We start from the raw sequence: 25,760 nt of genomic DNA on the forward strand, positions 1-25,760 counted from the left end.
CCGTGACCGGAGGTGAGCAGCGCCGACCGCGAGTCGGCGTGATGGGCGGAACGTTCGATCCCATCCACCATGGTCACCTCGTCGCAGCGAGCGAGGTCGCGCAGTCGCTCGACCTCGACGAGGTCGTCTTCGTGCCGACCGGCCAGCCGAGCTACAAGTCGAACGTCACGCAGGCCGAGCACCGTTACCTCATGACCGTCATCGCGACGGCCTCGAATCCGCGGTTCACGGTGAGTCGAGTCGACATCGATCGCGCGAAGCCGACGTTCACGATCGACACCCTGCGCGACCTCCGTCGTGAGCGCGCCGATGCCGATCTCTACTTCATCACCGGTGCCGACGCGATCGCGCAGATCCTCTCCTGGAAGGATGTCGCGGAGTTGTGGGATCTCGCACATTTCGTGGCTGTGAGTCGGCCGGGACATGTGCTCTCCGTTAGCGGATTGCCAGAGCAAGACGTAAGCTTGCTCGAAGTCCCGGCTCTGGCGATATCGTCGACCGACTGCCGGGAAAGGGTGCGCCGGGGTTTCCCGGTGTGGTACTTGGTGCCCGATGGGGTCGTCCAGTACATCTCCAAGCACCATCTCTATCGGAGTGTCGCATGACGTCGTCGCAGGAACCACAGCTGACGCGCCGCGAGATGCGCGAGCGCGAACGCCTGCAGGAGCAGGTCGCCCCTTCGTCGACCCCGAATGCCGCGCCTCAGCCCCAGGCTTCACCCGTCCCGCAGGCTCCTGCGATTCCCGTGACCCCGGCTCCCGCTCCGGCACCGGTTCCCGTCTACAGCGCTCCCGCTTCGGCCGCAGGCGCCGCGGGTCCTGTGCAAGGCGCACCGTACGGTGCGGCACCGCAGCCGGCACCGGTGTTCCCGACCTCTGCGCCTCAGCCCGCCTCCCCGCCGGCGGCATTCGCCCCGGCTCCGGCCGTTCCGCCCGTGTCGCCGGCTGCCGCGCCCACGCCGTACCCTGGTGGCGCTCCCGCCGCGCAGCCCATACAGCCGCAGGCCCCGGCCCCGGCCGCGCGTCAGAGCGCGACTCCCGAGCGCACGCTCACGCGACGCGAACTGCGCGCGATGCTCGACTCCGACGCTCCCGCCGACGGCGAGGAGTTCGACGACCTCGACCAGGAGATCGCGGGTGCTTCGGCGATGGACGCACCGCGTGCGCCCGCCGCGTTCGCTCCGACCCCTGCACCGCAGAGCTTCCCGCTGGCGCCGGCACCCGCATCGCCGCAGGCGCCGACGTCCGAGCCGCCCACGCGCCAGCCCCTTCCGCATCAGGCCGAGGCTGCCGCACTCGCCGAGCAGCCGGCCATCGCACCCAAGCCGGTCGGTCACTGGACCGCGCAGCTCGATGCGCCGGTCGACCAGGCGCAGCCGTTCGACCAGATGCTCTCGCGCGGCGGCGTCGGCCGCGGCGTGCCGACGACGACGAACGCGCTCATCCTTCCGTCGCTTCCCGATCACGCCGGCATCCCGGCACCGCTCGCGAACAACGGCAACGGCGAGGTCATCGTCACCGGATCGATCGACCTCCCGCGCAGCTACGGCGCGACCGGCGTTCACCCGAGCCAGATCGACTCGTCCGAGGTCGACCGACTCTTCGACCAGGTCGAAGACGGCGCCGGCGTCGGCGCCCCGGTCGCCGCGACCCGGGCCATCAGCACGCAGAGCGCGAGCAAGGCCGTCGTCGCCCCGCCCTCGAAGGAGGGCATGAACGTGCCGCTGGTGCTCGCAGTGACGGCCGGCGTTCTGGCACTCGGCGTCGTGGGCACCCTCGTCATCGGCGCCCTGACCGGGCTCTTCTGATCTCGGCAGCCGCAGATCCACACCCGCAGACTTCGATACCCGCAACACCGACCGGAAATGAGCGAATGACCGCATCCGACCAGGCACTCGACGCCCTCGCCCGCGCAGCGCGCGCGGCGGATTCCAAGGGCGGTGACGACCTCGTCGCGCTCGACGTCTCCGGGCCGCTGCCGTTCACCGACGTGTTCCTCCTCGTGAACGGAAACTCCGAGCGCAACGTCATCGCGATCGCCGACGAGATCGAGGACACCCTGCGCGAGGCCGGCGTCTCGACGCTCCGCCGAGAGGGACACAGCACGGGTCGTTGGATCCTGCTCGACTTCGGCGACCTCGTCGTGCACGTTTTCCACCCCGAAGACCGCCTCTACTACGGTCTCGAGCGCCTCTGGCTCGACTGCCCGGCGGTGCCGGTGGCGCCCCTGCTCGCCGGCTGAGGCAGCCGTCCCCGGCCGAGCATCCCTCAATTTCATTTGGGGCCGGGGGCTGGTGTAAGCTCAAACCATCGCCTGAAACACGGTGAGAACGAGTCAGTGAAGCTGAATAGCGAGAACTGAAACGGGTCTGTGGCGCAGCTGGTAGCGCACCTGCATGGCATGCAGGGGGTCAGGGGTTCGAGTCCCCTCAGATCCACCAAGAACCCCTGATGAATCGCAAGATTTGTCAGGGGTTTTTTCGTTTGAACGGCCTGAATTGGCCGATGGGGCTGTTTTGGGGCTGTCTTCATTTTCGGAGGCAGGCATCCACAGAACATCCACATGCGAATTCCCCAGGCAGCAAGCACTCCGGCCTGATGCGCACTCCTAGCCAGTATGAGCACATCAACGCATCCCATCATTCCGGCATCCCGGTTCGTCGACGAGCTCGGGGACTACCTGAGCGTCGACGAGCTGGCGCAGTACCTGCAGCTATCCAAAGAGACGATCTACCACTGGCGTCTCGACGGCACCGGCCCGAGGGCCACCAAGCTCGGTAAGCACCTGCGGTTCCGACGCGAGAACGTTGAGGCCTGGCTACAGGCCAGGACGGGCCGTGCCTGATCGCCACCTTCGCGAATGAAGACAACCCAGACGCTCGGAGGTGAAGCAGGGAATCGCGACGTCTCCGCGGACTGGTTGCGGGTGTACTCGAGGATCTCTGCGTCTGTGGAGTCAGCGTGGATACCAGCCAGTCCGCTGTCCTCGTGCTCCCGCACGATGCGTGCCTGATCACGAGCGCCTGCGTGGGGTCAATTCCTGCGTCGACGAGAAGCGGTCCCAAGGTCAGAGGCACGTTCAGAACTCCTCAGGCAGTGTGCTGTCACGCGCGTTCAAAGCCGTGCGAGCAATTCAGCCTTCTTCGCGGCGAATTCTTCATCAGAGAGGATTCCTGCATCACGCAGGGAAGCGAGCTTGTGCAGTTGATCAGTCACGTCTCCCTGCGGGACAGCGACGTTCGCCGCCGAGCTGGACTCGATCTGTGTCCTGGACGGGAAGCGATCCTGCACGATCCCTGACACGAGGTCGAAGGCTTTGTCGGCGAGCGACGGCGTTGCTTCCATGGGAACAGCCTCAACCGAGACCGACGCTTCGGGAACAGCGACCTTATGGGCTGCAAGAACGAGCGCGAAGTGCGTGAAGAGTGCGTCGGGAAGCTTGATCAAGGACTGCTTGCCGTCGAGCCAGTCAATGCGAACGTGGTGGTCAGGCTTTCTCGAATCGAACGCGGCGCCAACGGCCGCCGATGCAGCCTTTCCGAACCTGCCCGGTAGGGCCACTCCAGCGGCGGCCTTGCCGATCGCGCTGAAGGCTCCGTCTTTTGCTTCGATCGGAATCTCGGCCCACGCCTGAATGGTCTCGGCGGTGAGCTTTCGGCCCTTGAATCCCGTCTGGACGACGAGATCGCTTCCGAACGTCGCGGTAGCGACTGATGAGTTGAGATACGCGCCGCCCATGACGCTACCGAAAGAGCCCATGCGCAGACTCTAGCGTTGCCTGCGGACGTGGCCTGCCGATTGGGGGTTCCGGAACTGAAGCAGCCATCACTGAAGGCGACAGATGTTCGCGATGGCCGGCGTCGGCGTAGGTCGATTACCCGCCCCAATTGACCGGCAGGACGGCCGTCGTGTGTCGGAATGGCATGAACCGAGGGAGCAACTTTTCGAAGTTGTCGGGCTGCAGGACCACGAGAGCCCCGAGTGCTTCCAGCACGTTCTGCTTAAGGAACTTTGTCGAGCTCTCGTCCGGGCTGTACCACGAGAGCCCATCGATGGCAGGAATCGCCGACGCCTTCGCAGAGGTCAAAGCCTGATCGAAAGCAGGGGCACGGAGCGCCAAGACGACCACCATCGTTGCCTCATCGAGCGCGTTCTCGAGATTGACAATGTTGAAGGTCATGAATCTGACGGCGGCCTCCCAGTCGGCCTGAATCAGCGTTGGAACGGAGTCAATGAACGCCTGGACGTGGGCGTGGTTCGGGCCGTAGAACATCCGTTGAGATTACCGCCCATCGAGAATTGTCGACACTACCCGTAGATCTCGATCACGCTCGGGTCGTAGAGCTCGATCTGTGCGACCCCGTTGTAGAGAGTGATGAGGCCCTTAGTGCAGAGCGTCCTCCCGCCGTCGATGGGCTCGAGACCGCCGATGTCCCAGATGACGATCTGGAATCGTTCGGGGTCGGGATAGTCGCGCCCGAGGTTGAGGAAGACGTCGTCGTAGTCGTTGCCGCCGCCAGCAAGCGGCCCGCAGACGCGCTGGGTTGTTCCGGCGTAGTCGCCGGCTTCATTCCAGGCGATGCCGCCGCCTGGCTGCTGAACAGCCGGAGCGTCGGGAGCGCGAGCCGCAGCATCGGCGGTGCCTGAGCACAGCCCGTCTTCGTACAGGAGCCTGATGGCATCCATGGAGATGTACTCCTCGTGGCTGGCGCACGAATCTACTCCGAAGCTCTCGGCCGAGCTCTTCATCGAGACGTACTCAGTGAGAATCTCGAACGTCTCACCGCAGTTCTCGCTCATCCACGCGTACTCGTCGTTCACATCGGTCGACGATCCCGTGCGCTCATGGGCAACGAGTGCGTCGAGCATCTCGTCGCAGCTCACCTCGGATTGGGTTGATGGGTGCGAGCTCGAGTCATAACTGCTGCATCCCGCGAGGAGGAGCAGAACAACGACGGTGAGGAGTGCGAGAAGGGGAGTCGGGCGCGGCACGGGTCTCATCTTCCCGGCCCGGCCGGCGGAAGGAAGTCGCCTGACTGTTCTCGCCTGACCCCAGTTCTGGTGTCATTGCCTCCCCGCCTAACGTCCATCGGTGCGGAATGATGAACAGCAGCGGCGCATTCTTCGTCGCGCGTCAGCATCGACCCGACCAGGAGTGCCCTACCTGTGGTGAACCACGTCTCCTTCATCTGGAACATCGCCGAATCCCTTCGCGGCCTGTTCAAGCCCTCCGAGTACGGGTCGGTAGTGCTGCCGTTCACCGTGCTACGCCGGCTTGATGCGGTGCTCGCGAGCACGAAGGCGCAGGTGCTTGAGGCGGCCTCGGGTCAGCCAGAGACGCTTAATAGAGTCGCCGCAGTACACGTTCATTCCGAGATCACGGGGAGGTCTGTTGTTTAGACTCACTCGCCATCAGGCGGGTGAACTTGGTTTCGAACTTTCGTCTCAAGCGAAAGACCCGCGCGATCGCAAGGCAACCAATCGCTACACGGTCATCATCGGTGCAAACGGTAGTGGCAAGAGCAAGCTACTTCGCAGCATCATGGAGGATCATACGAAGGCGCCGGAAGCCAGCATGTTCGGACCAGCCGATTGGTTAGACAGGAACGTACCGTCCAGGATCCTGGCACTAACGAACATGGCCGTGGACACGTTCCCGTTCTCATCAAAGAGCCCGACCTATCGATATCTCGGGCTGCGGCAGAGTACAAACTTTTCGTCGACGGGTTCATTGACGAGAGCGACCACAATCTCGATGGCTCAGTGTCTCGCGGACCGCCGTCGTGGGCCGATGCTAGAACCCGTACTCGCGCTGCTAAACGTCCACCAAGCAACGGTGGTCTTCTTTCGTGGTCGTGTCCGCGACACATTGTCTGCAAGAGAGAAGTTCAATCGTTCCCTCCCGAGGGCTCTCGGTTCGCGACATGAGCGATACCTAGCGTCAGGTTCAGACGCGGACTTCTTGTTTCTACGCCTACTGGACTACGCGAACTCCCTTCCGCCCCAGAGCGAAGTATCTCGTCTCGATTCATTTCTCGATGTCGGAGATTCATTGGGCGAAATTGCTGGCATCGCACGCGATTTCGATCTGGCTGTGAGCGATCTAGTCCAGCTTGCCCAGCGGGCTAGCCTTCTCAATGTCGAGGTCATGTTCCGCACTCCAAACCGATTCCGAACACTCGATGAGATGAGCGCTGGACAGCTTCTCCTGCTTTCGCTGATTGCTCGTCTCGCCGCGCACATTGAGCCCGACAGTCTGGTCTTGATCGACGAACCCGAGTCAGGCCTCCACCCGACGTGGCAGTCAGCGTTCGTGCCACTTCTGGAAGAGACGATTCCGTCCGACTTCGGTAGTCATTTCTTCATTGCAACTCACTCACCGCATGTGGTTGCGGACGGCACCGACGTCCTGGTGCCCAGTGAGCATTGGGGACTTTTTGACGAGTTCGACGAGCCGTATTACGGGCGTTCCGTGGAAACTATCCTCTACCGAGTGTTTGGGGCTCGCGTGAGCGGGAACCAAGAGGTCCACAACGATCTTGCAATATTGATGCACTTTCTATCCAGATCAGTTGGAGAGCCACGAAGGATCGAAGGCGCATACAACCGACTGCGCGCGCTGGCAGACCCCAACACCGAAAACATCAACTTGGTCCTGTCGAGAGTCTCAAGTCGACTGGCGGCAGACCGGTGATCGGGCTCCAGAGGCCGCCTGCCGCGCTTCGTCTGGCGGCTTCAGAACTTCAAGATGCCGCCGGCACCTTGAGGACATGGGACTCTCAAGCGAATGCGATCAAGACGTTCAAGGCGGCACTGCGCGATTGGGTGCTGAGCAATCAAGGGGAGAGGTGCGCCTATTGCCGGTTGCCACTGGGGACTTTGGGTGCTCGGCGCACACTTTCTTTGGATCACTTCGCTCACAAAGCCAAGTACTCCCAGTGGACGTTTGAAGCCCTGAACCTCCTGGGGGCGTGCAATGCATGTAACACATCGCTTAAAAAGGCGGCGGATACGGTATTGGCGGAAGGCGCGACATACGAAGGATCGACGTTTCGTATCGTTCACCCATATCTGGACGCCGTGTTGACGCATATTCAAGGCGGCTTCATGAGCGAGGAAACTGTCCCGGAGCCGCCTGAGGGACTCAGCACCAAGGGCAAGAGCACCATTGAACTCTTTGAGCTTGATGATCCGGGTCTCCTCACATCCTGGCGAAAAGAGCATGATGCCTGGACGATGCAGCGGATCTCAGAAGCGTTGAGTCCGGCGGATCTCGCGCTGCTGCTGAGGGCGGTAAGAGAAGCCGAAGGGCTGGGCCCCGAGCACTGAATCACTTGCCTCTGAGCAAAGTGTGTAAGTTGCTCGGGCGTGACCACGAACACGAACCCCCTCGGAAGGCCAGAGATTGGCGGCCGATGGGCCACCGGTAACAACACGGTGGGAGGTGCCCGGCCAACCATCGCACGATTTCAGAATCCGGGGCTCTTTTGGGTCTGTTTTCATCCGCAGACACCTCCAACTGACGGCAATCATCGGCCCCTACCGCGCGGCTTGATTCCCGTCCTGCCCCTATAATTACTGGCATCCACAACCAAACAGGTGCGCTCAAGCCGAGTAGCGACACTGGCAGGGGGTCAGGGGTTCGAGTCCCCTCAGATCCACCATCTCGTCACGAATGGCCGGCACTTTCGAGTGCCCGCCATTCGTGTTTCACGGAGTTCCGGCCGCCGACACGAAGCCACCGCTGCGCGGTTCGGCGCAATACGCCAAGCCCGGAGCAGCGGAGCGGGCGCTCAACGGCTCGCGGCGGCTCCATCCGTCAGCACCGAGGCCGAGGGATCGAACCCGGCGTTCGCCAGCGCATCCACGGCCTGGTCGAGGGTCTCCACGAAGAGCCCGACCGTGTGACGCGCATCCGAGAAGGCACTGCCTTCGACCCGGATCGCGCGTCGCGCGTCCTGCTGCACCACGACGATGGTGACGCGTGCGGCCCATCCCCACCGCCTGGTCGCGGCGAAGGCTTCGGTCGGGAGCACCGTGGCCGCCCATTCGCGTACGCCGCTGCCGTAGACCAGCTCGACCCGTTCCGTGCCGGAACTCACACGTCGGAAGCCGGCGGCCGAGAAGGTCGAGGCGATGACCTCCTGCGCTGCTGCGAGCGGGCCTTGGACGTGCACGAAGCGGCCGGGTCTGCCCATCCGGCGGGGGTCGGCCTCCGCTGCCGACCGCGCAGCCCGGCGTCGCTCGGCCTGGCGTCGTCGCAATCGGTTCAGCGCGCGCAGTCGGGTCATGAACTCGTCGTAGGCGGCCTCGTCGTCGTCGACGAAGAGTCGCTCGGACATCGGCACTGCACGTTCGTCGTTCGAGAAGACGACCAGCCCCTCGGGGACCAGCCGAACACCCACCTCGTCCTCGCGGGGATCATGCGCGTCGTGCAGGTTGTGGCCGACGAGCTGCTCCTCGGCGATGGCTGCGCGCACCTGCTCGAGATTCACGTTTCCCCCAGACATCCGATCAGGCCAGCTTGGCAGAGCTGCAGCGTCTTGCACGCCGCGGCGGATGCCCGCGCACGGCCGACGCCCGAGCCGTGTGAGACTGGATCGACGTCACACGCGCGGAATCGCTCATGGAGTCGTCGTGCAGGAGGCAGACGGCGAGATGACGACAGACGCGAACCCCGAGGCGCCGCGACGGCCGCGCGCGCCGACGCGAGCCCAGTCCATCCTCGGCGCGGCGATCGTCCTCGTCGTCGGCCTCCTCCTCATGGCGGGTGCGATCTGGATCCACGTCCGTACCGGCGGCGACCCGAACGCCCTCGTCGGCACCGGGTCCGGCCGCAGTGGCGGTAGGGCTCCCGCATGGTTCGGCATCGCCCTGCTCAGCGTGCTCGCGGTGATCGCGACCGCACTCGCGATCTTCACAGCGGTCGTCGGATGGCGAGCAGCCGCAGCGGCGGACCGTGCACAGGCCGACATCGCACCGCCCGCTGGCGCCCATCCCGATCGCGTCACGGCCCCAGGGTCGGCGCGATCCAGCCGAAGAAGACGATGAGCACGACCAGGCCCACGACCAGCAGGGCGCACAGCGCGATGGCGGCGGGCAGATTCGGCGTTCGTCGGTCGTTCATCCGGCAAACCTAGCCGTTCGCCGTACCTGCACTCGGCTCAGAACAGCACAGCACCGCTCGATTCAGCCAGCTCACTCGGCACGCGCGCCGCCGAGCCGGGCGTGCCGCTTCCCGCGGACGCCCGAGCACGGCAGAATCGGCACCGACGGCAGGCGGCGGCGCCGCCGGGAAGGCGGGGGTGCATGGAACGCGCACGGACGGAGCGTGGCCTCGACCGCCTCGTGAACTTCTCGGATGCGACGGTCGCGATCGCGATCACGCTGCTGATCCTGCCGCTGGTCGACCTCGCGGGTGAGCTCGACGACGAGTCCTTCGCCACCTTCGCCGGCGAGAACCTCGGTGCGTTCGTGGCGTTCATCGTCACCTTCGCGGTGATCGGGCGGTTCTGGCTGATCCACCACCGGGTGTTCGAGTACGTGCGGGACTACTCGATCGAGCTCATCTGGTGCAACATGCTCTGGCTGGCGAGCATCGTCTTCCTCCCGTTCGCGGCGAACGCGGTCTCGTCGCCAACCGTCGCGAACGGCAGTTTCGATGCGCTCTACATCGGCACGATGTTCGTCACCACGGGGGCGATGCTCCTCATGGACCTGGAGCTGCGTCGGCATCCGGAGTTGCTCGTCGAGGGCGCGCTCGACGAGATCGACCTCAGCCGCTCGGTCGGCGTCCTCGTCGTGCTCGTCGTCGCGGGCGTGCTCGCGTACCTCGTGCCCGTGGTCGGCATGTTGTGGGTGCTGCTGCTCTTCGCCGCGCCGATCGTGTCCGGTCTGGCCGTGCGCCTGTTCCCTGCGCTTCGTGGAGCCGGGAAATCAGCCCCGTGAGCGGATGCCGCTGCACGGCGCGGTTCCTTGACCCCCCTAGGGGCGGGGCACACAATTGGGTGTTGGACTACGCAGGGGAGCAGGGGAGAGCATGAGCGACGCGAACACTCGTCCGATCTACGGCCAGGAGGACCCGCTCGGAGGTCACGCCCCCGAAGCGGTCGAGTCGGCGGAGCCCGACGAGGTCGTCGAGCCCGACGCCGTTCCCGCCGATCCCGAGCGTCGCTCCTGGAGTCGCGACCTGCGCTTCATGCTCGTCGTGCTGGCCGCGATCGCGGCGCTGTTCCTCGCGTTCGCGCTGCTCATCGCCTTCAGCCCGACCGGTGCGGCGATCAGTGCGCTGGCCGTCATCGCCGCGCCGATCGCGACGATGGTCGCCGCCTACTACGGCATCTCACTCGCACTCAGGCAGGTCGCCGATGCACGCAACGCCGCGGTCACCGCCGAGGCGCGTGCCCGCGCCGCCGAGGCGAGCGCACACGAATCCGACGCCTGGGCCGCCCAGATGGAGTCCGGCCTCCGCGTCGCCGTCTCGAAGCTGAAGGGCGCCGGAGTCAGCACGAGCGACGTCGAACGAGCCGCCGGCACGCCCGACGAGTTCTTCTGATCGGCTGCGGTCGCTGACCGACGGCGACACGAAGAGCGAACGCGGAGGGCGGCAGGCGACCTACGAGCGCCAGATGTCGAGCGACTGCGCCGGAGGCCGCCCGTCGAACTCGGCGAGGATCAGGTGCGACCTCGTCGAGAGCACGCCGGGCATCACGTGGATGTCACGCAGGATCGCCTGGCTCAGCTGCTCGTGATCGGGCGCGCTGACCGTCAGCATCAGGTCGATGTCGCCCGAGACCGCCTGCACCTTCTCGACGAAGGGCAGTTCGGCGAGGCGCGCGGCGACGGACTCCCAATCGGTTCCGGGCGCGATGCGCACGACGACGAGGGCCGAGATGCGAAGGCCGATCGACGTGCGGTCGATCTGCGCGCCGAAGCCCGTGATGACGCCGCGTTCGACGAGGTGCTGCACCCGGTTGTGCGCTGCCGTTCGCGAGATGTGCACCCGTTCGGCCAGGGTTCGCACCGACAGCCGGCCGTCGCGGCTCAGCTCCGCGACGATTCGGCGATCGATGCTGTCGATCGCCTCGCCATGGTGTGCCGCATGCTCGGTCATCATCGTCCTCGGTGCTCACGCTCAGCGTACCGGCGACGGGCCCGATGCAGCGAGACCCGCATGGGGGCATGCCGCACGAGGCGCGGCAGCCATGGCCAGACGGCGGCGACCCCGGCGAGCCAGGCGCGGGCGACCCGACGGGCGCGCGGGGTCCATCGGAACCCGTAGGCCTCCCGGAGCGCGGGCGTCAGCAACTCGGCGGTCACGAGCCGTACCGGGGGCAGCAGCATCGAGAGGCCGCGCAGGGCATCGGATGTCGAGAGCAGCGTGCGTGCGACGTGACGGGCCTCATCGGTGACGCGCAGCGTCTCGAGGCGGGCGTTCCACCACGTGTCGAACTCCGCCCGAGTCTCGGGCCATCCTTCGCGGGTGCCCTGCAGCCGGAACCCGAGCGGCGCGTACCCGCGGACGATGGCATCGGCATCCGTCGTGCGAAGCCGGCCGTACACGCGCTCGTGGATGTCGAGGGCCACCGCGAGGAGCGTCGAGGCCACCCACCGCTGCGCGTCGGCGTCGAACGCGCTGTACGCGGCATCCGTATCGTCGGTCGCCCCCTCGGTTCGGGCGGCGCCACCCCGAACCGGCGCGTGGCGCGCGTTGACCCGGCGCACCGCGGCTGCGGCGATCTCGTCGTCGCCGAACCCGACGGCGTAGACGTAGTCGAGCGTGCCGATCAGCCGATCGAGCGGACGCGAGGCGAAGTCGCTGTGCCTGGCGACGCCACGGGCGACCCGGGGATCGGCCAGCTGCAGGAGGATCGCCGCGCCGCCGCCGAGCAGCAGGACGGCCTCCGCACCGTGGGCGCGGAACACCGCGTGTTCATCGTGGGCGTCCATGTCCCATCAGTACCAGTTCACGGCCTCTGAGTGGGCCCATGCGGCGCACGGACTGCCGTAGCGCGACGAGATGTACGACAGGCCCCACTCGATCTGGGTGGCGGCGTTCGTGCGCCAGTCGGCACCGGCGGCGGCCATCTTGCTGCCGGGAAGCGACTGGGGGATCCCGTAGGCGCCGCTCGACGCATTGTAGGCATCGGCCCGCCAGCTGGATTCGCGCATCCAGAGCGAGTACAGGCATTGGTACTGCCCGTCGCCCCAGCCGTACCTCGCCACCGCGGCGGCGGCGTACGCCTGAGCGCCCCCGGTGTCGACGACGACGCCCGGCGGGGGAGCGGCGGTGAATCCGTCGCCCTCGGAGCCTGCTTCCGCTGCGGCGGCCTCTGCGGCTGCAGCGGCCGCAGCCTCGCGAGCTGCGCGCTCACGAGCCTCCTGTTCGCCGATGCGGAAGCGGCGTTCGACCTCGACGGATCGGTCGCGGAGGCTGGCGAGCTGGGCGTAGAGCGTGTCGAGCGCCGATTGCTGCTCGGCCACGCGGGCCTGGGCCGCCTCGTGAGCCGCTTCGGCCGCGGCTGCAGCCTCGACGGCCTCGGCCGCGAGTCTCGTGCGCTCGGCCTCTGCGCGATCGGCCTGGTCGCGAACGGAGGCGGCATCGGCCTCTGCGGTCTCCGCTCGCGCGGCCACTCCGCCGATCACGTTGGTCAGCTGCGCCGCACGTGAGAGGCCCATCAGCAGGCGCGCGGAGGCGTCGCCGTTCAGCAGCAATCGCAGTCCGATGTCCGCTCCGCCGGTGCGCGCCAGCACGGCGCCCGCTCGGCCGAGGGCGGCGGTCGCGGCCTCGGCCTCGGCTTCGGCGGCCGCGGCCTGTTCGGCGAGGGTCGACGCCCGCGCCGCGGCATCCGCCCGCGCCTGCTCGGCGAGCGCCGATTCGGCGGCGGCGGTCACGGCGGCATCGCCGAGCCGGCCCGCCTCGGCCTCGAGCTCGTCGACGAAGGCCGTGATGCGGGTGGCCTCTGCCTCGCTCGCCCCGACCTTCGCCTTCGCGGCCTCGACCTCGTCCCACGTCGGGTAGTCCTCGGCGTTCGCGACACCGGCGGGCGCGAGGACGGCGGCGATGACGAGCACCGCCACGATGAAGCCCCTGAACCTGCGCACGAACACCCCCTTCGAGCCCGGCGAGTCTACCCAGCGACCGCGCGGGCTGCGGGTGGACACGCAGCGTAGACTCGGTCGGATGCGCACTCGGCTCCTCCTCGGCACCGCGGCCGTGCTCGCGATCTCGCTCCTCTCCGGGTGCTCCGGGGCGGCGCCGGTGGCGGCGCCGAAGCCGAGCGCGAGCCCCTCGGCGACCCCGACTCCGACGCCCGTCGACCCGGTCGCGGCCTTCGTCGAATCGCGGATGGCGCAGATGAGCGTCGAGCAGAAGGCCGCCTCACTGCTCATGCTGCACGCGCCGGGCGTCGACCCCGCGCCCCTCCGCGCCTACCTCGAGCAGGGCGCCTCCGGGCTCATCCTCATGGGCGACAACGTTCCCGCCAACCCCGAGGAGCTGCGTGCGCTCGTCGGCGGCGCGCAGGTCGACGCCGAGCTCCCGGCGCTCGTCGCGATCGACGAGGAGGGCGGTGACGTGCAACGGTTGCCCTGGGATGCGGCGCCGGGGGCGGAGACGCTGCGCGCCGAGCCGCCGGCCGCGACGACCGACGCCTTCTCGGCACGCGCGGCCACGCTCGCGGCGTCGGGACTGAACGTGAACTTCGGCATCGTGGCGGATGTCACGGCCGACCCCGACTCGTTCATCGCGTCGCGCGTGCTCGGCACCGACCCGATCGCCGCCGGCGAGCGGGTCGCGGCGGCCGTCACCGGCGAGCAGGGCACCGTGTTCAGCACCCTGAAGCACTTCCCAGGGCACGGGGCGGCGCCGGGCGACTCCCACTCGAGCGTACCGAGCGCCCCGCTCACGATCGACGAGTGGCGCGCCGGTCCGGCGATCCCGTTCCAGGACGGCATCGATGCCGGCGCGGAACTCGTGATGACCGGGCATCTCGCGTACCCGGCCGTCGATGCGCTGCCGGCCTCGCTCTCGCCCGAATGGCACCGGATCCTGCGCGACGAACTCGGATTCGACGGCGTCGTCGTGACCGACGACATGCTCATGCTCGGCGACAACGGGCTGCCCGAGTACGCGGACCCGAACGAGAATGCGGTCCGCGCTGTCGCCTCCGGCGCGGATCTGCTGCTCTACGTGCTGCCGGCCGATCCGGCCGACGCGGGAATCTCGGTCGACGGCCTCGTGGGTGCGATCGCCGCAGCGGTGTCGTCGGGGCGCATTCCTCAGGCGAGGCTCGACGATGCGGTCGAGCGAGTGCTCACGCTCCGACGCGACCTCGTCGAGAAAGTTTCCTGAAACACGGAATACCCCACCAATTACATGCGTTCGCATTGATATGTGGCGCGCATGCCACGTCGACATCGAATACGGAGAACCACATGACGAACACCGCCATCGGCACCGAGATCCCCGGCTACCGCGCAGGAACCTGGGTCATCGACCCGACCCACAGTGAGGTCGCGTTCAGCATCCGCCACATCATGATCAGCAAGGTCAAGGGCAAGTTCGAGCGTTTCGACGCCACCTTCGTGACGACCGAGAACCCGCTCGACTCCAGCGTCACGGCATCGGCCGAGGTCGCCTCCGTCAACACCAACGAGCCGAACCGCGACGCGCACCTCCGCACCGGCGACTTCTTCGAGGCCGAGACCCACCCCACGATCGACTTCGTCTCGACCGGCGTTCGCCTCGATGGCGGCGACTTCAAGGTGGACGGGGACCTGACCATCCGCGGCATCACCAAGCCCGTCACCTTCGACTTCGAGTTCGGCGGCTTCGGCGGCGACCCCTACGGCAACTACAAGGCCGGCGCCACCGCGAAGACCGTGATCAACCGCGAGGACTTCGGCCTGCTCTACAACGCGGCCCTCGAGACCGGCGGCGTGCTGCTCGGCGACAAGGTCACCATCACGCTCGAGCTGCAGGCGGCACTGCAGCAGTAAGTCGTTCCACTTCGATGGAGGGCGGTCGCTTCGGCGGCCGCCCTGCGTCGTCTCCGCGGCCGCTGCGTCGCCTCCAGAAGCGCATCACCCCTTCTCGAAGGCTCCAGGCACGGTCACCTCGCCGAGCGAGGTCGACCAGAAGTCGGCCCAGCGGCCGAACGCCGGCATGAACTCGGCGAGCTCGAACCCAGCGCCGAACGGCGAGACCTCGACGGCCGTGGCGCCGCGCCGCTCGGGGGAGCGGCGCCAGGTGCCGACGACCTCGCCGTCGGCCACGAGGATCGGCAGGAACAGGCCGTTCTTGCCGGGCACCACACGCAGGCCGTCTTCGGCGGAGCAGAACGCGGTGCGGTCGGGGTACCCGAGGAAGTACTCGTCGAACGGCGCGAGCACGTGCCGGCTCGGCCCGCCGGTCGCGGGCTGGGGTTCGGACTCCGGCGCGGACTCGGCGACGACGTGGCGATCGCCGGAGAAGGCGACGACGGCATCGCCCGCGGCGGCGACCGCCGTGCGCGCCTGCGTCACCGTCAGTCCCGTCCACCAGGCGAAGTCGTGCACGGTGACCGGGCCGTGCCCCCTCGCGTACCCGACGAAGAGTCTGGCGAGCGTCTCGTCGGGGTCATCGGGATCGCTCGAACGCGCAGGGGACCACTCGTCGAGCAGCACGAACCGCTGCCGCGCACGCGTGTCGATCGGTCCGCAGCACAGCACGCCCTCGATCGCCAGGCGCCAGATGAGGTGATAGCCGCGCTGGCCCGTGATGGGGATGCCGGCGGCCTCCCATGCGGCCTGCAGCTCGTCGCGCGACGCCGACCGGCCGCCCTCGAGTTCGCGGACCGCGATCGCTCGTGCCGCGCCGTGCACCGCGTCGTCGATGCCCTCGTCGCGATGGTTCTTCGCCGCGCGCTGCATGAGCCGCCCGGACGTCAGGCCGAGGATCGGCCTGAGCATCTCGGGTGCGACGAAATGCAGCGTGCCGCGCATCGGCCACGATCGCAGCAGCGACCGGTCGTCGATGGCGGCGTCGATCGTGGTCTCATGCGAACCCGGCACCCGCGCGCCGAGCACCCACTTCGCCGCCGCGAGGTCCTGCGCCTGCACGCACACGAGCCGCTCGACCACGTCGCGGGGCGTCGCGAGGCCGCGGCCGAGCCCCTGGGCGGCCAGTCGTGCGGACCGCAATGCGAGGGTCGCGGGGTCGCTCGAGACATCCGTCGTCATGCTGCGAGTCTGCCGCGCCCCGCCGACATCGGCGCCGAGCGCGCCCGACGGACGATAGACTGGGCGGCTGTGCCACGTCGGCACGATCCCACCCCCACACCTGCCGGAGGCTTCCTGTGCTCGCCGTTCACGATCTCGAGATCCGCGTCGGCGCACGCGTCCTGATGGAGCACGTGAACTTCCGCGTTTCCGACGGCGACAAGATCGGCCTCGTCGGCCGCAACGGCGCCGGCAAGACGACGCTCACCAAGACCCTCGCGGGCGAGACGCTCCCCACCGACGGCCGCATCGACCGCTCCGGCGAGATCGGCTACCTCCCGCAGGACCCTCGCTCCGGCGACCCCGAGATGCTCGCCCGCACGCGCATCCTCGACGCGCGCGGCCTGGGCTCGATCGTGCTCGACATGCATCAGGCGTCGATCGACATGGGCAGCGCCGACCCCATCGTCGCCGAGAAGGCGATGAAGAAGTACGGCAACCTCACCGACCGCTTCAACGCGCTCGGCGGGTACGCGGCCGAGGCCGAGGCGGCGTCGATCGCCTCGAACCTCAACCTCCCCGATCGCATCCTCGACCAGCCGCTGAAGACGCTCTCGGGCGGCCAGCGCCGTCGCATCGAGCTCGCGCGCATCCTGTTCTCCGACGCCGGCACGATGATCCTCGACGAGCCCACGAACCACCTCGACGCCGACTCGGTCGTCTGGCTCCGCGAGTTCCTGAAGGGCTACAAGGGCGGCGTCATCGTGATCTCGCACGATGTCGTGCTCGTCGACGAGGTCGTGAACCGCGTGTTCTACCTCGACGCGAACCGCTCGATCATCGACATCTACAACATGGGCTGGAAGCACTACCAGCGCCAGCGCGCCGCCGACGAGGAGCGCCGCAAGAAGGAGCGCGCCAACGCCGAGAAGAAGGCCGGCGTCCTGCAGATGCAGGCCGCACGCTTCGGCGCGAAGGCGTCCAAGGCCGCGGCCGCGCACCAGATGGTCGCGCGTGCAGAGAAGCTCCTCGCCGGCCTCGACGAGGTGCGCGCCGTCGACCGGGTGGCCAAGCTCCGGTTCCCGACGCCCGCGCCCTGCGGCCGCACGCCCATCACCGCGAGCGACCTGTCGAAGAGCTACGGCTCGCTCGAGATCTTCACCGCCGTCGACCTCGCGATCGACCGCGGCTCGAAGGTCGTCATCATCGGGTTCAACGGTGCGGGCAAGACCACCCTGCTCCGCATCCTCGCGGGTGTCGACAAGCCCGACACCGGCACGGTCGAACCGGGGCACGGCCTGCGAGTGGGCTACTACGCCCAGGAGCACGAGACCATCGACGTCAAGCGCAGCGTGCTCGAGAACATGGTGAGCTCGTCGCCGAACCTCACCGAGACCGAGGCGCGAAAGGTGCTCGGCTCGTTCCTGTTCACGGGCGACGACGTGCACAAGGCAGCCGGCGTGCTCTCCGGTGGCGAGAAGACGCGACTGGCACTCGCGATGATCGTCGTGTCAGGCGCGAACGTGTTGCTCCTCGACGAGCCGACGAACAACCTCGACCCCGCGAGCCGCGCCGAGATCCTCGACGCGCTCGCGCACTACGAGGGCTCCGTCGTGCTCGTCTCGCACGACCCCGGAGCCGTCGAGGCTCTGAACCCCGAGCGGGTGCTCATCATGCCCGACGGCACCGAAGACCACTGGAGCGCCGACTACCAGGAGCTCATCGAGCTGGCTTGACCGTCCGGCGCTACCGCCGGTCGAGCACGCCGTCCTCGAGATCGGCGTCAGAGTCCCGGCGCTGCGTGCGGTTCACCTGGCGCTGCACCGGCCGCTTGTGGTCCATGGGCACTCCGGATGCCTCGGCGAGGGCCTTGCGCTCCCGGTTCGCCGCCCAGGCGAGCCCGATGAACCCCATGATGGCGAACACGAACCACTGGAGCGCGTACGACAGGTGCGGGCCCTCGTCGCGCAGGGGTCGGGTCGCCGCGATCGGCGGCTCGGCGGCATCCGCCCCGGACTCCACGAGCAGCCCGTACGCACCGGTATAGGTCGGCTCGTCGAGGCGGCCGGCGAGTTCGTCGAGGTCGATGGTGGCGAACTCGTCGCCGGCCGAGGTGCGGCCGTTGATCTGGCCCTCGCCCGCCTTCAGGCGCGCCTCGACGTCGACCCGACCCGACGGGGGAGCCGCGTACTCGCTCGGGCGTCCGTCTGAGTCCTGGGCGACCCATCCGCGATCGACAACGAACACGGTGCCGTCGACGAGGAGCATGGGCGTCAGCACCTCGAATCCGCTGCCGCCCTGACCCGGGCGGTTGCGCACGACGACCTCCTCGTCGGCGAGGTACTCGCCCGACAGGGCGACGACCTGCCAGCGCTGGTCGACATCGAACCCGTCGAGCTCGGGGAGTGCGTCGGCCACCGGGATCGCCTGGGCATCGTAGTTCGCGTCGATGCGGGCGATCTCGGCGCGCGCCTCGGCGCGGCGGGCGAACTGCCACATGCCGAGCGCGCAGCAGACGATCGCGAACACGACGACGAGGGCGAGGTAGCCGGCCCAGCGTCGTGATCTCAGGAAAGACCAGTCGCTCACGAATCGACCTCGGCCGCCTCGTCGAGCTCGCCCGCGAAGGCCTCGACGCGAACCGGGAACGACCGTGTCTCGAGGAACCCGCGCAGGTAGCCGACGTGCTCCTCGCACGCGAGCCAGGTCTTCCACCGGTCACCCGTGTGGATGCGGGGGTTCTGCCAGTCGATGCGCCAGGCCGCGGCCTCGTGGCACGACGCGCGCGAGCAGACCGCGCCGTCGGGCTGCATGCCGCCGATCATGCGGCGTTCCGATCGTCGTCGCCGCGCGGCATCCGCTCGGAACCGTCGGCGTTCGTCTCAGCGCGCGGCGCGTCGCCCGCCGAACCCGCCGGAGCAGCAGGGTCTGGGGTGGGAGAACCGGTCGCGGAACCTGCGCCGGACACGGGCACGATCGTGCCTGGTCGCTCGACGGCTCCACCGAGACCGGGCCCGCTGACGTTCGCGAGGACGACCGCGATGTACGGCAGCACGATCGCGCCGACGGCGCAGACGACCAGCCACCAACCCTGCACGAACAGCATCGCGAAGATGCAGAGCAGCCTGATCGCCATGGCGATCGAGTACTTGATCATGCGCGAGCGCCGCTCCGCCTCGGGGGAGAGCGGCAGGCTCGTGATCGATTGCTGCTTCATCAACGTCGTCGCAGTTCGGTGCGGCGCTCCTCTGCCTCAAGCCTACGTCTCCCGGCGCCCGGCGGCGGCCCTCGGATGCCGCATGACCCGGGTACCGGACGAGCGGATGTCGCGGGCCGGCATGCGCTCGATCCGGGCGCGGCATGCGGTGCTCACTATGCTGAGACGGGCTCGCCTCGAGACCGCAGATCCCCCGTGAATGGAGTCACCGCATGACCACGCCCCGCACCGTCCTCGTCACCGGCGGAAACCGCGGCATCGGGTTCGCCATCGCGCGCGAGTTCGTCGCACAAGGACACCGCGTCGCCGTCACGGCCCGCTCGGGCGATGGCCCCGAAGGAACGCTGACGGTGCGTGCCGACGTCACCGACGCGGCATCCGTCGACCGCGCCTTCGACGAGGTCGAGGCCGCACTCGGCCCGGTCGAGGTCGTCGTCGCCAATGCCGGCATCACCCGCGACACGCTGTTGCTGCGCATGAGCGAAGAGGACTTCACGAGCGTCATCGACACGAACCTGACCGGCGCGTTCCGCGTGGTCAAGCGCGCGTCGAAGGGCATGCTCAAGGGCCGCTTCGGCCGGGTCGTCTTCATCTCGAGCGTGGTCGGCCTCTACGGCTCGCCCGGCCAGATCAACTACTCGGCGTCGAAGGCGGCGCTCGTCGGCATGGCCCGTTCGCTCACGCGCGAGCTCGGCGCCCGCAACATCACGGCGAACGTGGTCGCTCCCGGGTTCATCGAGACCGACATGACCGATGAACTGCCCGAGGCGCAGCAGGCCGAGTACAAGAAGAACATCCCGCTCGGCCGGTTCGCCTCGCCCGACGAGGTCGCACGGGTCGTCGCCTGGCTCGCGGGCGACGACGCGGGCTACATCTCGGGTGCGGTGATCCCCGTCGACGGCGGCCTCGGCATGGGGCACTGACCGCCTTCGACCTCCAGCACGATGAAGGCCGCGGCGCACCCGAACGGGTGACCGCGGCCTTCAGGTTCAGCCGTGCGGGCCGTCAGCCGCGCAGGCCGAGCAGGGCGAGCACCTGCCCGAGATCGGGCGTCGTGATCGCCACATCGGCCTGAGCGCGCACCACCGGCTTGGCGCAGAACGCCACACCCAGCCCCGCCTTCGCGAGCATGCGCAGATCGTTCGCGCCGTCACCCACCGCGACGGTGTACCTCAGGGGCACGGATGCCGCGGCCGCCCACTCCTCGAGTGCGACGGCCTTGGCCTCGGCGTCGATGATCGCTCCGTCGACCCGACCGGTGAGCCGACCGTCGCCGTCGACCTCGAGCCGGTTGGCGCGGCAGAAGTCGAGGCCGAGACGCTCGGCGAGGGGATCGAGCAACTCGTGGAACCCGCCGGAGACGACGCCGACGACGCCGCCGGCGGCGTGCACGCCGTCGATGAGCTCCTGCACGCCCGGCGTCGGGGTCATGCGCGTGCGTGCCAGCGCGAGGTCGTCTTCGCCGAGCCCCGCGAGGGTGGCGACGCGTTCGCGCAGGCTCGCGGCGAAGTCGAGCTCGCCCCGCATCGCGCGTTCGGTGACCTCGGCGACGAGGGTGAGGCTGCCCGCCGCCTCGGCGAGCAGTTCGATGGCCTCCTCGCGGATGAGGGTGGAGTCGGCGTCGAGCACGACGAGCGGGCCGCCGAGGCGGCCCGGTGCGCCTGCGCTCACGCGCCGCCCGCCCGCACCCGTGAACCCTTGCCGACGACCGTGATGCCGCTGTCGGTGACGATGAACCCGCGCGCGAGGTCTTCGGCGCGGTCGACGCCGATGCGCGCGCCCGCCTCGACGACGACCTCCTTGTCGAGGATCGCCCGCTGCACGGTCGCACCGGCGTCGATGCGCGCCCGGTCGAACAGGATCGAGTCGGCGACGTGCGCGCCGGAGCCCACCACCGCCCACGGCCCGAGCACGCTGCGCTCGACGTGCGCGCCGGAGATCACGGAGCCGAGCGACACGATCGAGTCGATCACCGTGCCGAGGGTTCCGCGCGCGTCGCGGGTGAACTTGGCGGGCGGGGAGTTCAGCTGCTGGCTGAAGATCGGCCACTCCCGGTTGTACAGGTTGAAGATCGGCATCACCGAGATGAGGTCCTGGTGGGCCTCGAAGAACGAATCGATGGTTCCCACATCGCGCCAGTAGTAGCGGTCGCGGTCGGTCGAGCCGGGCACGTCGTTGCGGTTGAGGTCGTAGACGCCGGCCTCGCCCCGCGCGACGAACGCGGGGATGATGTCGCCGCCCATGTCGTGACTCGAGTCCGTGAGCTCGCCGTCGCGCAGCACCGCTTCGATGAGGGCGTCGGCGTTGAACACGTAGTTGCCCATCGAGGCGAGCACCTCGCCGGGGGAGTCGGGCAGGCCGACCGGGTCGGACGGCTTCTCGAGGAACCGCTTGATGTGCTCGGGGTTCTGCTCGTCGACCTCGATGACGCCGAACTGGTCGGCGAGCGAGATGGGCTGCCGGATCGCCGCGACGGTCGCCGCGGCGCCGGACGCGATGTGCGCGTCGATCATCTGGCTGAAGTCCATGCGGTAGACGTGGTCGGCACCGACCACCACGATGATGTCGGGCTGCTCGTCGTAGATGAGGTTGAGGCTCTGCAGGATCGCGTCGGCCGACCCCGAGAACCAGCGCTTGCCGAGTCGCTGCTGCGCGGGCACCGAGGCCACGTAGGAGTTCAGCAGGCCGCTCATGCGCCAGGTCTGCGAGACGTGCCGGTCGAGGCTGTGCGACTTGTACTGCGTGAGCACGACGATCTGGCGCAGGCCCGAGTTCAGCAGGTTCGACAGGGCGAAGTCGATGAGTCGATACTGCCCGCCGAACGGCACCGCGGGCTTGGCCCGGTCTTCGGTGAGGGGCATGAGTCGCTTGCCCTCGCCGCCTGCGAGAACGATGCCGAATACCTTGCGCGTGACCATGCCCCAAGCGTAGTCAGCAGCGGGCCTCCCGGGGGCCCGGAGTCCACACATGTCGGATGCCGCTGCGCTAGCGTGTGCAGCATGCGCGTCGACCTGCTCACCCGTGAATACCCGCCCGAGATCTACGGGGGAGCCGGCGTGCACGTCGCCGAGCTCGTCCGGGCGCTGCGACGGGACATCGACGTGGTCGTGCGCGCGTTCGGCGCGCCCCGCGACGAGGCGGGAACGCACGGCTACGCGACACCCGACGCCTTCGAGGGCCGCAACGCCGCGGTCGGCACCATGGGCGTCGACCTGCTCATGGCAGCGGATGCCGCAGGCGCCGATCTCGTGCACTCGCACACCTGGTATGCGAACTTCGCCGGCTTCACCGCCAAGCGGCTGCACGGCATCCCGCATGTCGTCACGGCGCACAGCCTCGAACCGCTCCGCCCCTGGAAGGCCGAGCAGCTCGGCGGCGGCTACCGGCTCTCCTCATGGGTCGAGCGCACGGCGTTCGAGGACGCCGACGCCGTGATCGCCGTGAGCGACGGCATGCGCCGCGACATCCTGCGTGCCTACCCGGCGATCGACCCCGCGAAGGTCGAGGTCGTCTACAACGGCATCGACCTCGACGACTGGAAGCCGAACCCCGATGCCGACCTGGCGCGCAGCCTCGGCGTCGACCCCGATCGCCCGTCGATCATCTTCGTCGGCCGCATCACCCGTCAGAAGGGCCTGCCCTACCTGTTGCGCGCGGCACGACTGTTGCCGCCCGAAGTGCAGCTCGTGCTGTGCGCGGGCGCACCCGACACGGCCGAGATCATGGCGGAGGTCACGGGACTCGTCGACGAGCTCCGCACGGAACGCGACGGCGTCGTGTGGATCGACCGGCATCTGCCGCGCGCGGAGCTCACCGCGCTGCTCACCGCGGCGACGGCGTTCGTCTGCCCGTCGATCTACGAGCCCCTCGGCATCGTGAACCTCGAGGCCATGGCCTGCGGGGCTCCCGTCGTCGGAACGGCGACCGGCGGCATCCCCGAGGTCGTCGACGACGGCGTCACCGGCGTGCTCGTGCCGATCGACCAGGCCGACGACGGCACCGGTACGCCGACGGATCCCGACCGGTACGTCGCCGATCTCGCCGCGGCGCTGACCGCGGTCGTCTCCGACCCCGTGCGCGCCGCGGAGATGGGCGCCGCCGGACGGCTGCGCGCGGAGCGCGACTTCGCCTGGGATGCGATCGCGCTGCGCACCCGCGAGGTCTACGACCGGGTGCTCTCACGGTGATCGCGGCGTCGTGGGGCGTCGCGAACGCCCGGTGCGCGCTTCGAGGGTGCATGCGCCCGATAGCATGGTGACCATGGCGAGTACGGTGCTGCAGTTCACGGATGTCTCGGTCGTTCGCGACGGGAACCCGATCCTCGATTCCGTGACCTGGAGCGTCGAATCCGACGAACGCTGGGTCGTCCTGGGGCCGAACGGCGCAGGCAAGACCACGCTGCTGCAGATCGCCGCAGCGGCGATGCACCCGACCAGCGGCCAGGCGGCCGTGCTCGAGGAGAAGCTCGGCAAGGCCGACGTCTTCGAGCTCCGTCCGATGATCGGCTTCGCCTCGACGGCCATGGCCCGCAAGATCCCGCGCAACGAGACCGTCATCGACTCGGTGCTCACCGCTGCGTACTCGGTCACGGGCCGCTGGAACGAGGAGTACGAGGAGATCGACGTCCGTCGTGCGCAGCGCGTGCTCTCGGAGTGGGGTCTCGAGGGCTTCGCCGACCGCCGGTTCGGCAGCCTCTCCGACGGCGAGCAGAAGCGCGTGCAGATCGCCCGGTCGGTCATGACCGATCCCGAACTGCTGCTCCTCGACGAGCCGGCCGCGAGCCTCGACCTCGGCGCCCGCGAAGAGCTCGTCGGCCTGCTCGGCGGGTACGCGTCGTCGTCCGCGTCGCCCGCGATCGTCATGGTCACGCACCATGTCGAGGAGATCCCCAACGGGTTCACCCACGCGCTGCTGCTGGCCAAGGGCGGGGTCGTCGCCGCCGGGCCGCTCGACGAGGCGCTCACGAGCGAGACCCTCACGAAGGCGTTCGGCATCACGATCGACCTCAGCGAGGCGAACGGCCGGTACACGGCTCGCGCCAGCTGACCTCGATCAGCTCGCGCTTCTGCTAGAATCGTTAGCTGGCCCCCTTTGGCCAACATGCTTTCCTGCCGTGCTGCATACGTCGCCGGCGGGATTCACGAGAAAAATCCGATCAGCAAGGAAGTCACCATGAAGACCGACATCCACCCCGAGTACGCTGCCGTCGTCTTCCGCGACCTCGCCTCGGGCGCAACGTTCCTCACCCGTTCGACGGTGTCGAGCGACAAGACCATCGAGCTCGACGGCGAGACCTACCCGGTCATCGACGTCGAGATCTCCTCGGAGTCGCACCCGTTCTACACGGGCAAGCAGCGCATCATGGACTCGGCCGGCCGCGTCGAGAAGTTCAACCAGCGCTTCAAGAACTTCGGCAAGTAACACCTGCCACACGAAAGGGCGGTCGACCACGGTCGACCGCCCTTTCGTCATGCCCGGGCCGAGCCCGATCAGCGCAGGCGCCCGATCAGCGCAGGCGCCGGGCCAGCACAGGCGCCCGATCAGCGCACGGGCCAGGCTCCCGACGTCGTGAATTCGGGCTCGCCGTTCTTGCGTCGCCACGCCTGGTAGCTTTCGGCCTGCTCGCGGCTCCACCCGACCTGACGATCGTGCAGGTCGGCGAGGGCGATCGCGGCGAGCTCGGGATAGGTGCGTGCGATGGCCTGGGCGACCCGGCCGGCGGCGACGGCATCGGCGCCGGCGTCATGGGCGTCGTCGAGTCGCACGCCGTAGTGCTCGCAGGTCGCCGTGAGCGTGCGCTTGCCGCGCCGGTAGCGGTCGACGGCCTTGTCGATGACGAGCGGGTCGATGACCGCGTCGGGGCCGGGCAGACCGACCAGCCCGTAGCGCTCGGCCTCGCGGGCGAGCACCGTGAGATCGTAGGCCGCGTTGTACGCGACGATCGGCAGGCGCCGCGCCGCGGCATCCGCCAATGCGGCGATGATCTCGGCGACCGCCGTCGGGGCGGCGGCCCCCTCGAGTCTGGCGCGCTCGGTGCTGACACCGTGGATGAGTGATGCCGCCGTGGGGATCTCGACCCCCGGGTCGACGATCCACTGCCGCCGTTCGAGCTCGGTGCCGTCGTAGCCGATGACGCCGACGTGGGCGGTGACGATGCGGCACGTGTCGACGTCGATGCCGGTGGTCTCGAGGTCGAAGACGGCGAGGGTGTCGGCCCAGCTGGCGGCGTTCGCGGAATCCATGGTGGAAGGCTATGGTCGGGCACCGACATCGGCGGGGGAGCGCGGCGCGTGTCACGCGATCGGGCCCTGTGGAGACCGACGGACGCCCAGCCGCAGCGCCGT

31 protein-coding genes and 1 tRNA gene are annotated in these 25,760 nt (G+C 68.3%); 18 read left to right on the forward strand and 14 right to left on the reverse strand.

The features are described 5' to 3' along the window. Positions 1 to 2 precede the first annotated feature (2 nt). From nadD to ASE68_RS09475, 5 genes are all read left to right on the forward strand, one after another. Positions 3 to 605 (forward strand): nicotinate-nucleotide adenylyltransferase, encoded by a 603-nt coding sequence (gene nadD / locus ASE68_RS09455; protein ID WP_157421593.1) that lies wholly within the window; start codon positions 3 to 5, stop codon positions 603 to 605. Beyond that, on the forward strand, positions 602 to 1,807 hold the full coding sequence (locus ASE68_RS20195) for a hypothetical protein (RefSeq protein WP_157421594.1): 1,206 nt from the start codon (positions 602 to 604) through the stop codon (positions 1,805 to 1,807). Before nadD ends, ASE68_RS20195 begins: the two co-directional genes overlap by 4 nt. 65 nt (positions 1,808 to 1,872) lie before the next feature. Further along, a complete protein-coding gene (gene rsfS / locus ASE68_RS09465; RefSeq protein WP_055857730.1) occupies positions 1,873 to 2,241 on the forward strand; it encodes a ribosome silencing factor in 369 nt (122 codons plus the stop codon). Positions 2,242 to 2,364: 123 nt separating this feature from the next. Then, positions 2,365 to 2,440: transfer RNA gene (locus tag ASE68_RS09470), tRNA-Ala, on the forward strand. 176 nt (positions 2,441 to 2,616) lie between these two features. After that, positions 2,617 to 2,844, forward strand: a complete 228-nt coding sequence (locus ASE68_RS09475; RefSeq protein WP_082462145.1) for an AlpA family transcriptional regulator — start codon at positions 2,617 to 2,619, stop codon at positions 2,842 to 2,844. Between the two features lie 269 nt (positions 2,845 to 3,113). On the opposite strand, the gene ASE68_RS09480 is transcribed toward ASE68_RS09475, so the two are convergent. The 3 genes from ASE68_RS09480 to ASE68_RS09490 all read right to left on the reverse strand — a co-directional run bounded on the left by ASE68_RS09480 (position 3,114) and on the right by ASE68_RS09490 (position 4,868). Beyond that, positions 3,114 to 3,758: an SHOCT domain-containing protein gene (locus ASE68_RS09480; RefSeq protein WP_055857732.1), complete on the reverse strand. Its 645-nt coding sequence runs from the start codon at positions 3,756 to 3,758 to the stop codon at positions 3,114 to 3,116. Between the two features lie 115 nt (positions 3,759 to 3,873). Continuing rightward, a complete protein-coding gene (locus tag ASE68_RS09485; protein ID WP_055857734.1) occupies positions 3,874 to 4,272 on the reverse strand; it encodes a hypothetical protein in 399 nt (132 codons plus the stop codon). Positions 4,273 to 4,307: 35 nt separating this feature from the next. Then, complete coding sequence (locus tag ASE68_RS09490; protein ID WP_157421595.1) at positions 4,308 to 4,868, reverse strand: hypothetical protein; 561 nt, start codon at positions 4,866 to 4,868, stop codon at positions 4,308 to 4,310. A gap of 297 nt (positions 4,869 to 5,165) precedes the next feature. Here ASE68_RS09490 and ASE68_RS09495 point away from each other — a divergent pair, with 297 nt between their 5' ends. The 3 genes from ASE68_RS09495 to ASE68_RS20200 are packed head-to-tail and all read left to right on the forward strand — an operon-like array spanning position 5,166 to position 7,328. Beyond that, entirely contained in the window at positions 5,166 to 5,399 is a 234-nt protein-coding gene (locus ASE68_RS09495; RefSeq protein ID WP_055857738.1) for a type I restriction-modification system subunit M N-terminal domain-containing protein, read from the forward strand. Further along, positions 5,392 to 6,693, forward strand: a complete 1,302-nt coding sequence (locus tag ASE68_RS19850) for an ATP-binding protein (protein ID WP_162238262.1) — start codon at positions 5,392 to 5,394, stop codon at positions 6,691 to 6,693. The genes ASE68_RS09495 and ASE68_RS19850 overlap by 8 nt, the downstream gene beginning before the upstream one ends. Continuing rightward, entirely contained in the window at positions 6,690 to 7,328 is a 639-nt protein-coding gene (locus tag ASE68_RS20200; protein ID WP_157421596.1) for a hypothetical protein, read from the forward strand. The genes ASE68_RS19850 and ASE68_RS20200 overlap by 4 nt, the downstream gene beginning before the upstream one ends. Before the next feature lie 464 nt (positions 7,329 to 7,792). Here the strand turns inward: ASE68_RS20200 and ASE68_RS09505 are convergent, their stop codons facing one another. Next, positions 7,793 to 8,494 (reverse strand): hypothetical protein, encoded by a 702-nt coding sequence (locus ASE68_RS09505; RefSeq protein WP_055857741.1) that lies wholly within the window; start codon positions 8,492 to 8,494, stop codon positions 7,793 to 7,795. A 142-nt stretch (positions 8,495 to 8,636) separates the two neighbouring features. Here ASE68_RS09505 and ASE68_RS09510 point away from each other — a divergent pair, with 142 nt between their 5' ends. From ASE68_RS09510 to ASE68_RS09520, 3 genes are all read left to right on the forward strand, one after another. Beyond that, entirely contained in the window at positions 8,637 to 9,050 is a 414-nt protein-coding gene (locus ASE68_RS09510; RefSeq protein ID WP_055857743.1) for a hypothetical protein, read from the forward strand. 258 nt (positions 9,051 to 9,308) lie between these two features. Further along, entirely contained in the window at positions 9,309 to 9,947 is a 639-nt protein-coding gene (locus ASE68_RS09515; RefSeq protein WP_055857745.1) for a TMEM175 family protein, read from the forward strand. Between the two features lie 91 nt (positions 9,948 to 10,038). Then, entirely contained in the window at positions 10,039 to 10,554 is a 516-nt protein-coding gene (locus tag ASE68_RS09520; protein WP_055857747.1) for a hypothetical protein, read from the forward strand. Between the two features lie 60 nt (positions 10,555 to 10,614). Here ASE68_RS09520 and ASE68_RS09525 read toward each other — a convergent pair whose 3' ends face one another. From ASE68_RS09525 to ASE68_RS20530, 3 genes are read right to left on the reverse strand one after another with little or no spacing between them, the layout of a single operon-like run. Next, positions 10,615 to 11,112, reverse strand: a complete 498-nt coding sequence (locus ASE68_RS09525; protein ID WP_055857749.1) for an Lrp/AsnC family transcriptional regulator — start codon at positions 11,110 to 11,112, stop codon at positions 10,615 to 10,617. Then, positions 11,112 to 11,948, reverse strand: a complete 837-nt coding sequence (locus ASE68_RS09530; RefSeq protein ID WP_055857752.1) for an oxygenase MpaB family protein — start codon at positions 11,946 to 11,948, stop codon at positions 11,112 to 11,114. Before ASE68_RS09530 ends, ASE68_RS09525 begins: the two co-directional genes overlap by 1 nt. A 6-nt stretch (positions 11,949 to 11,954) precedes the next feature. Next, positions 11,955 to 13,103, reverse strand: a complete 1,149-nt coding sequence (locus ASE68_RS20530) for a hypothetical protein (protein ID WP_200921689.1) — start codon at positions 13,101 to 13,103, stop codon at positions 11,955 to 11,957. Positions 13,104 to 13,182: 79 nt separating this feature from the next. Between ASE68_RS20530 and ASE68_RS09540 the strand changes: the two genes are divergently transcribed. Both ASE68_RS09540 and ASE68_RS09545 read left to right on the forward strand, forming a co-directional pair. Next, entirely contained in the window at positions 13,183 to 14,352 is a 1,170-nt protein-coding gene (locus ASE68_RS09540) for a glycoside hydrolase family 3 N-terminal domain-containing protein (RefSeq protein ID WP_055857758.1), read from the forward strand. Positions 14,353 to 14,435: 83 nt separating this feature from the next. Further along, positions 14,436 to 14,999, forward strand: a complete 564-nt coding sequence (locus ASE68_RS09545; protein ID WP_055857760.1) for a YceI family protein — start codon at positions 14,436 to 14,438, stop codon at positions 14,997 to 14,999. Positions 15,000 to 15,083: 84 nt separating this feature from the next. Here ASE68_RS09545 and ASE68_RS09550 read toward each other — a convergent pair whose 3' ends face one another. Next, positions 15,084 to 16,220: a winged helix DNA-binding domain-containing protein gene (locus ASE68_RS09550; protein WP_055857762.1), complete on the reverse strand. Its 1,137-nt coding sequence runs from the start codon at positions 16,218 to 16,220 to the stop codon at positions 15,084 to 15,086. Positions 16,221 to 16,336: 116 nt separating this feature from the next. Here ASE68_RS09550 and ASE68_RS09555 point away from each other — a divergent pair, with 116 nt between their 5' ends. Continuing rightward, positions 16,337 to 17,935, forward strand: coding sequence for an ABC-F family ATP-binding cassette domain-containing protein (locus ASE68_RS09555; protein ID WP_055857763.1), 1,599 nt, complete (start codon positions 16,337 to 16,339; stop codon positions 17,933 to 17,935). A gap of 10 nt (positions 17,936 to 17,945) precedes the next feature. On the opposite strand, the gene ASE68_RS09560 is transcribed toward ASE68_RS09555, so the two are convergent. The 3 genes from ASE68_RS09560 to ASE68_RS19855 are packed head-to-tail and all read right to left on the reverse strand — an operon-like array spanning position 17,946 to position 19,416. Further along, positions 17,946 to 18,788, reverse strand: a complete 843-nt coding sequence (locus ASE68_RS09560; protein ID WP_055857766.1) for an SURF1 family protein — start codon at positions 18,786 to 18,788, stop codon at positions 17,946 to 17,948. Then, positions 18,785 to 19,024 carry a hypothetical protein gene (locus ASE68_RS09565; protein WP_055857768.1) on the reverse strand — a complete coding sequence of 80 codons (240 nt, stop codon included), beginning with the start codon at positions 19,022 to 19,024 and terminating at the stop codon, positions 18,785 to 18,787. The genes ASE68_RS09560 and ASE68_RS09565 overlap by 4 nt, the downstream gene beginning before the upstream one ends. Continuing rightward, positions 19,021 to 19,416, reverse strand: coding sequence for a DUF3099 domain-containing protein (locus tag ASE68_RS19855; protein ID WP_082462147.1), 396 nt, complete (start codon positions 19,414 to 19,416; stop codon positions 19,021 to 19,023). The genes ASE68_RS09565 and ASE68_RS19855 overlap by 4 nt, the downstream gene beginning before the upstream one ends. A gap of 212 nt (positions 19,417 to 19,628) precedes the next feature. Here ASE68_RS19855 and ASE68_RS09575 point away from each other — a divergent pair, with 212 nt between their 5' ends. Continuing rightward, positions 19,629 to 20,339, forward strand: a complete 711-nt coding sequence (locus ASE68_RS09575; RefSeq protein ID WP_055857770.1) for a beta-ketoacyl-ACP reductase — start codon at positions 19,629 to 19,631, stop codon at positions 20,337 to 20,339. A gap of 82 nt (positions 20,340 to 20,421) precedes the next feature. Here ASE68_RS09575 and serB read toward each other — a convergent pair whose 3' ends face one another. Together serB and glgC are read right to left on the reverse strand one after the other, a co-directional pair. Further along, on the reverse strand, positions 20,422 to 21,087 hold the full coding sequence (serB, locus tag ASE68_RS09580; protein WP_055857772.1) for a phosphoserine phosphatase SerB: 666 nt from the start codon (positions 21,085 to 21,087) through the stop codon (positions 20,422 to 20,424). Continuing rightward, complete coding sequence (gene glgC, locus ASE68_RS09585; RefSeq protein ID WP_055857773.1) at positions 21,084 to 22,334, reverse strand: glucose-1-phosphate adenylyltransferase; 1,251 nt, start codon at positions 22,332 to 22,334, stop codon at positions 21,084 to 21,086. Before glgC ends, serB begins: the two co-directional genes overlap by 4 nt. A gap of 81 nt (positions 22,335 to 22,415) precedes the next feature. Between glgC and glgA the strand changes: the two genes are divergently transcribed. The 3 genes from glgA to ASE68_RS09600 all read left to right on the forward strand — a co-directional run bounded on the left by glgA (position 22,416) and on the right by ASE68_RS09600 (position 24,837). Next, positions 22,416 to 23,603, forward strand: coding sequence for a glycogen synthase (gene glgA, locus ASE68_RS09590; RefSeq protein WP_055857776.1), 1,188 nt, complete (start codon positions 22,416 to 22,418; stop codon positions 23,601 to 23,603). Positions 23,604 to 23,676: 73 nt separating this feature from the next. Beyond that, positions 23,677 to 24,462: an ABC transporter ATP-binding protein gene (locus ASE68_RS09595; RefSeq protein ID WP_055861074.1), complete on the forward strand. Its 786-nt coding sequence runs from the start codon at positions 23,677 to 23,679 to the stop codon at positions 24,460 to 24,462. A 126-nt stretch (positions 24,463 to 24,588) separates the two neighbouring features. Then, positions 24,589 to 24,837: a type B 50S ribosomal protein L31 gene (locus ASE68_RS09600; RefSeq protein WP_055857778.1), complete on the forward strand. Its 249-nt coding sequence runs from the start codon at positions 24,589 to 24,591 to the stop codon at positions 24,835 to 24,837. Positions 24,838 to 24,956: 119 nt separating this feature from the next. Here the strand turns inward: ASE68_RS09600 and ASE68_RS09605 are convergent, their stop codons facing one another. After that, positions 24,957 to 25,658 carry an exonuclease domain-containing protein gene (locus ASE68_RS09605; protein WP_055857780.1) on the reverse strand — a complete coding sequence of 234 codons (702 nt, stop codon included), beginning with the start codon at positions 25,656 to 25,658 and terminating at the stop codon, positions 24,957 to 24,959. Between the last annotated feature and the right edge of the window lie 102 nt (positions 25,659 to 25,760).

Origin of the sequence: Agromyces sp. Leaf222, assembly GCF_001421565.1 — a bacterium.
Lineage (GTDB): Bacteria > Actinomycetota > Actinomycetes > Actinomycetales > Microbacteriaceae > Agromyces.

What these genes read in the sequence shown, in the direction of transcription:
- ASE68_RS20195 (WP_157421594.1), top strand. Translation starts at nt 602, where the DNA reads ATGACGTCGTCGCAGGAACCACAGCTGACGCGCCGCGAGATGCGCGAG.
- rsfS (WP_055857730.1), top strand. Translation starts at nt 1,873, where the DNA reads ATGACCGCATCCGACCAGGCACTCGACGCCCTCGCCCGCGCAGCGCGC.
- ASE68_RS09475 (WP_082462145.1), top strand. Translation starts at nt 2,617, where the DNA reads ATGAGCACATCAACGCATCCCATCATTCCGGCATCCCGGTTCGTCGAC.
- ASE68_RS09480 (WP_055857732.1), bottom strand. Translation starts at nt 3,758, where the DNA reads ATGGGCTCTTTCGGTAGCGTCATGGGCGGCGCGTATCTCAACTCATCA.
- ASE68_RS09485 (WP_055857734.1), bottom strand. Translation starts at nt 4,272, where the DNA reads ATGTTCTACGGCCCGAACCACGCCCACGTCCAGGCGTTCATTGACTCC.
- ASE68_RS09490 (WP_157421595.1), bottom strand. Translation starts at nt 4,868, where the DNA reads ATGCTCGACGCACTCGTTGCCCATGAGCGCACGGGATCGTCGACCGAT.
- ASE68_RS09515 (WP_055857745.1), top strand. Translation starts at nt 9,309, where the DNA reads ATGGAACGCGCACGGACGGAGCGTGGCCTCGACCGCCTCGTGAACTTC.
- ASE68_RS09520 (WP_055857747.1), top strand. Translation starts at nt 10,039, where the DNA reads ATGAGCGACGCGAACACTCGTCCGATCTACGGCCAGGAGGACCCGCTC.
- ASE68_RS09525 (WP_055857749.1), bottom strand. Translation starts at nt 11,112, where the DNA reads ATGACCGAGCATGCGGCACACCATGGCGAGGCGATCGACAGCATCGAT.
- ASE68_RS09530 (WP_055857752.1), bottom strand. Translation starts at nt 11,948, where the DNA reads ATGGACGCCCACGATGAACACGCGGTGTTCCGCGCCCACGGTGCGGAG.
- ASE68_RS09540 (WP_055857758.1), top strand. Translation starts at nt 13,183, where the DNA reads ATGCGCACTCGGCTCCTCCTCGGCACCGCGGCCGTGCTCGCGATCTCG.
- ASE68_RS09545 (WP_055857760.1), top strand. Translation starts at nt 14,436, where the DNA reads ATGACGAACACCGCCATCGGCACCGAGATCCCCGGCTACCGCGCAGGA.
- ASE68_RS09550 (WP_055857762.1), bottom strand. Translation starts at nt 16,220, where the DNA reads ATGACGACGGATGTCTCGAGCGACCCCGCGACCCTCGCATTGCGGTCC.
- ASE68_RS09565 (WP_055857768.1), bottom strand. Translation starts at nt 19,024, where the DNA reads ATGATCGGCGGCATGCAGCCCGACGGCGCGGTCTGCTCGCGCGCGTCG.
- ASE68_RS19855 (WP_082462147.1), bottom strand. Translation starts at nt 19,416, where the DNA reads ATGAAGCAGCAATCGATCACGAGCCTGCCGCTCTCCCCCGAGGCGGAG.
- ASE68_RS09575 (WP_055857770.1), top strand. Translation starts at nt 19,629, where the DNA reads ATGACCACGCCCCGCACCGTCCTCGTCACCGGCGGAAACCGCGGCATC.
- glgC (WP_055857773.1), bottom strand. Translation starts at nt 22,334, where the DNA reads ATGGTCACGCGCAAGGTATTCGGCATCGTTCTCGCAGGCGGCGAGGGC.
- glgA (WP_055857776.1), top strand. Translation starts at nt 22,416, where the DNA reads ATGCGCGTCGACCTGCTCACCCGTGAATACCCGCCCGAGATCTACGGG.
- ASE68_RS09595 (WP_055861074.1), top strand. Translation starts at nt 23,677, where the DNA reads ATGGCGAGTACGGTGCTGCAGTTCACGGATGTCTCGGTCGTTCGCGAC.
- ASE68_RS09600 (WP_055857778.1), top strand. Translation starts at nt 24,589, where the DNA reads ATGAAGACCGACATCCACCCCGAGTACGCTGCCGTCGTCTTCCGCGAC.
- ASE68_RS09605 (WP_055857780.1), bottom strand. Translation starts at nt 25,658, where the DNA reads ATGGATTCCGCGAACGCCGCCAGCTGGGCCGACACCCTCGCCGTCTTC.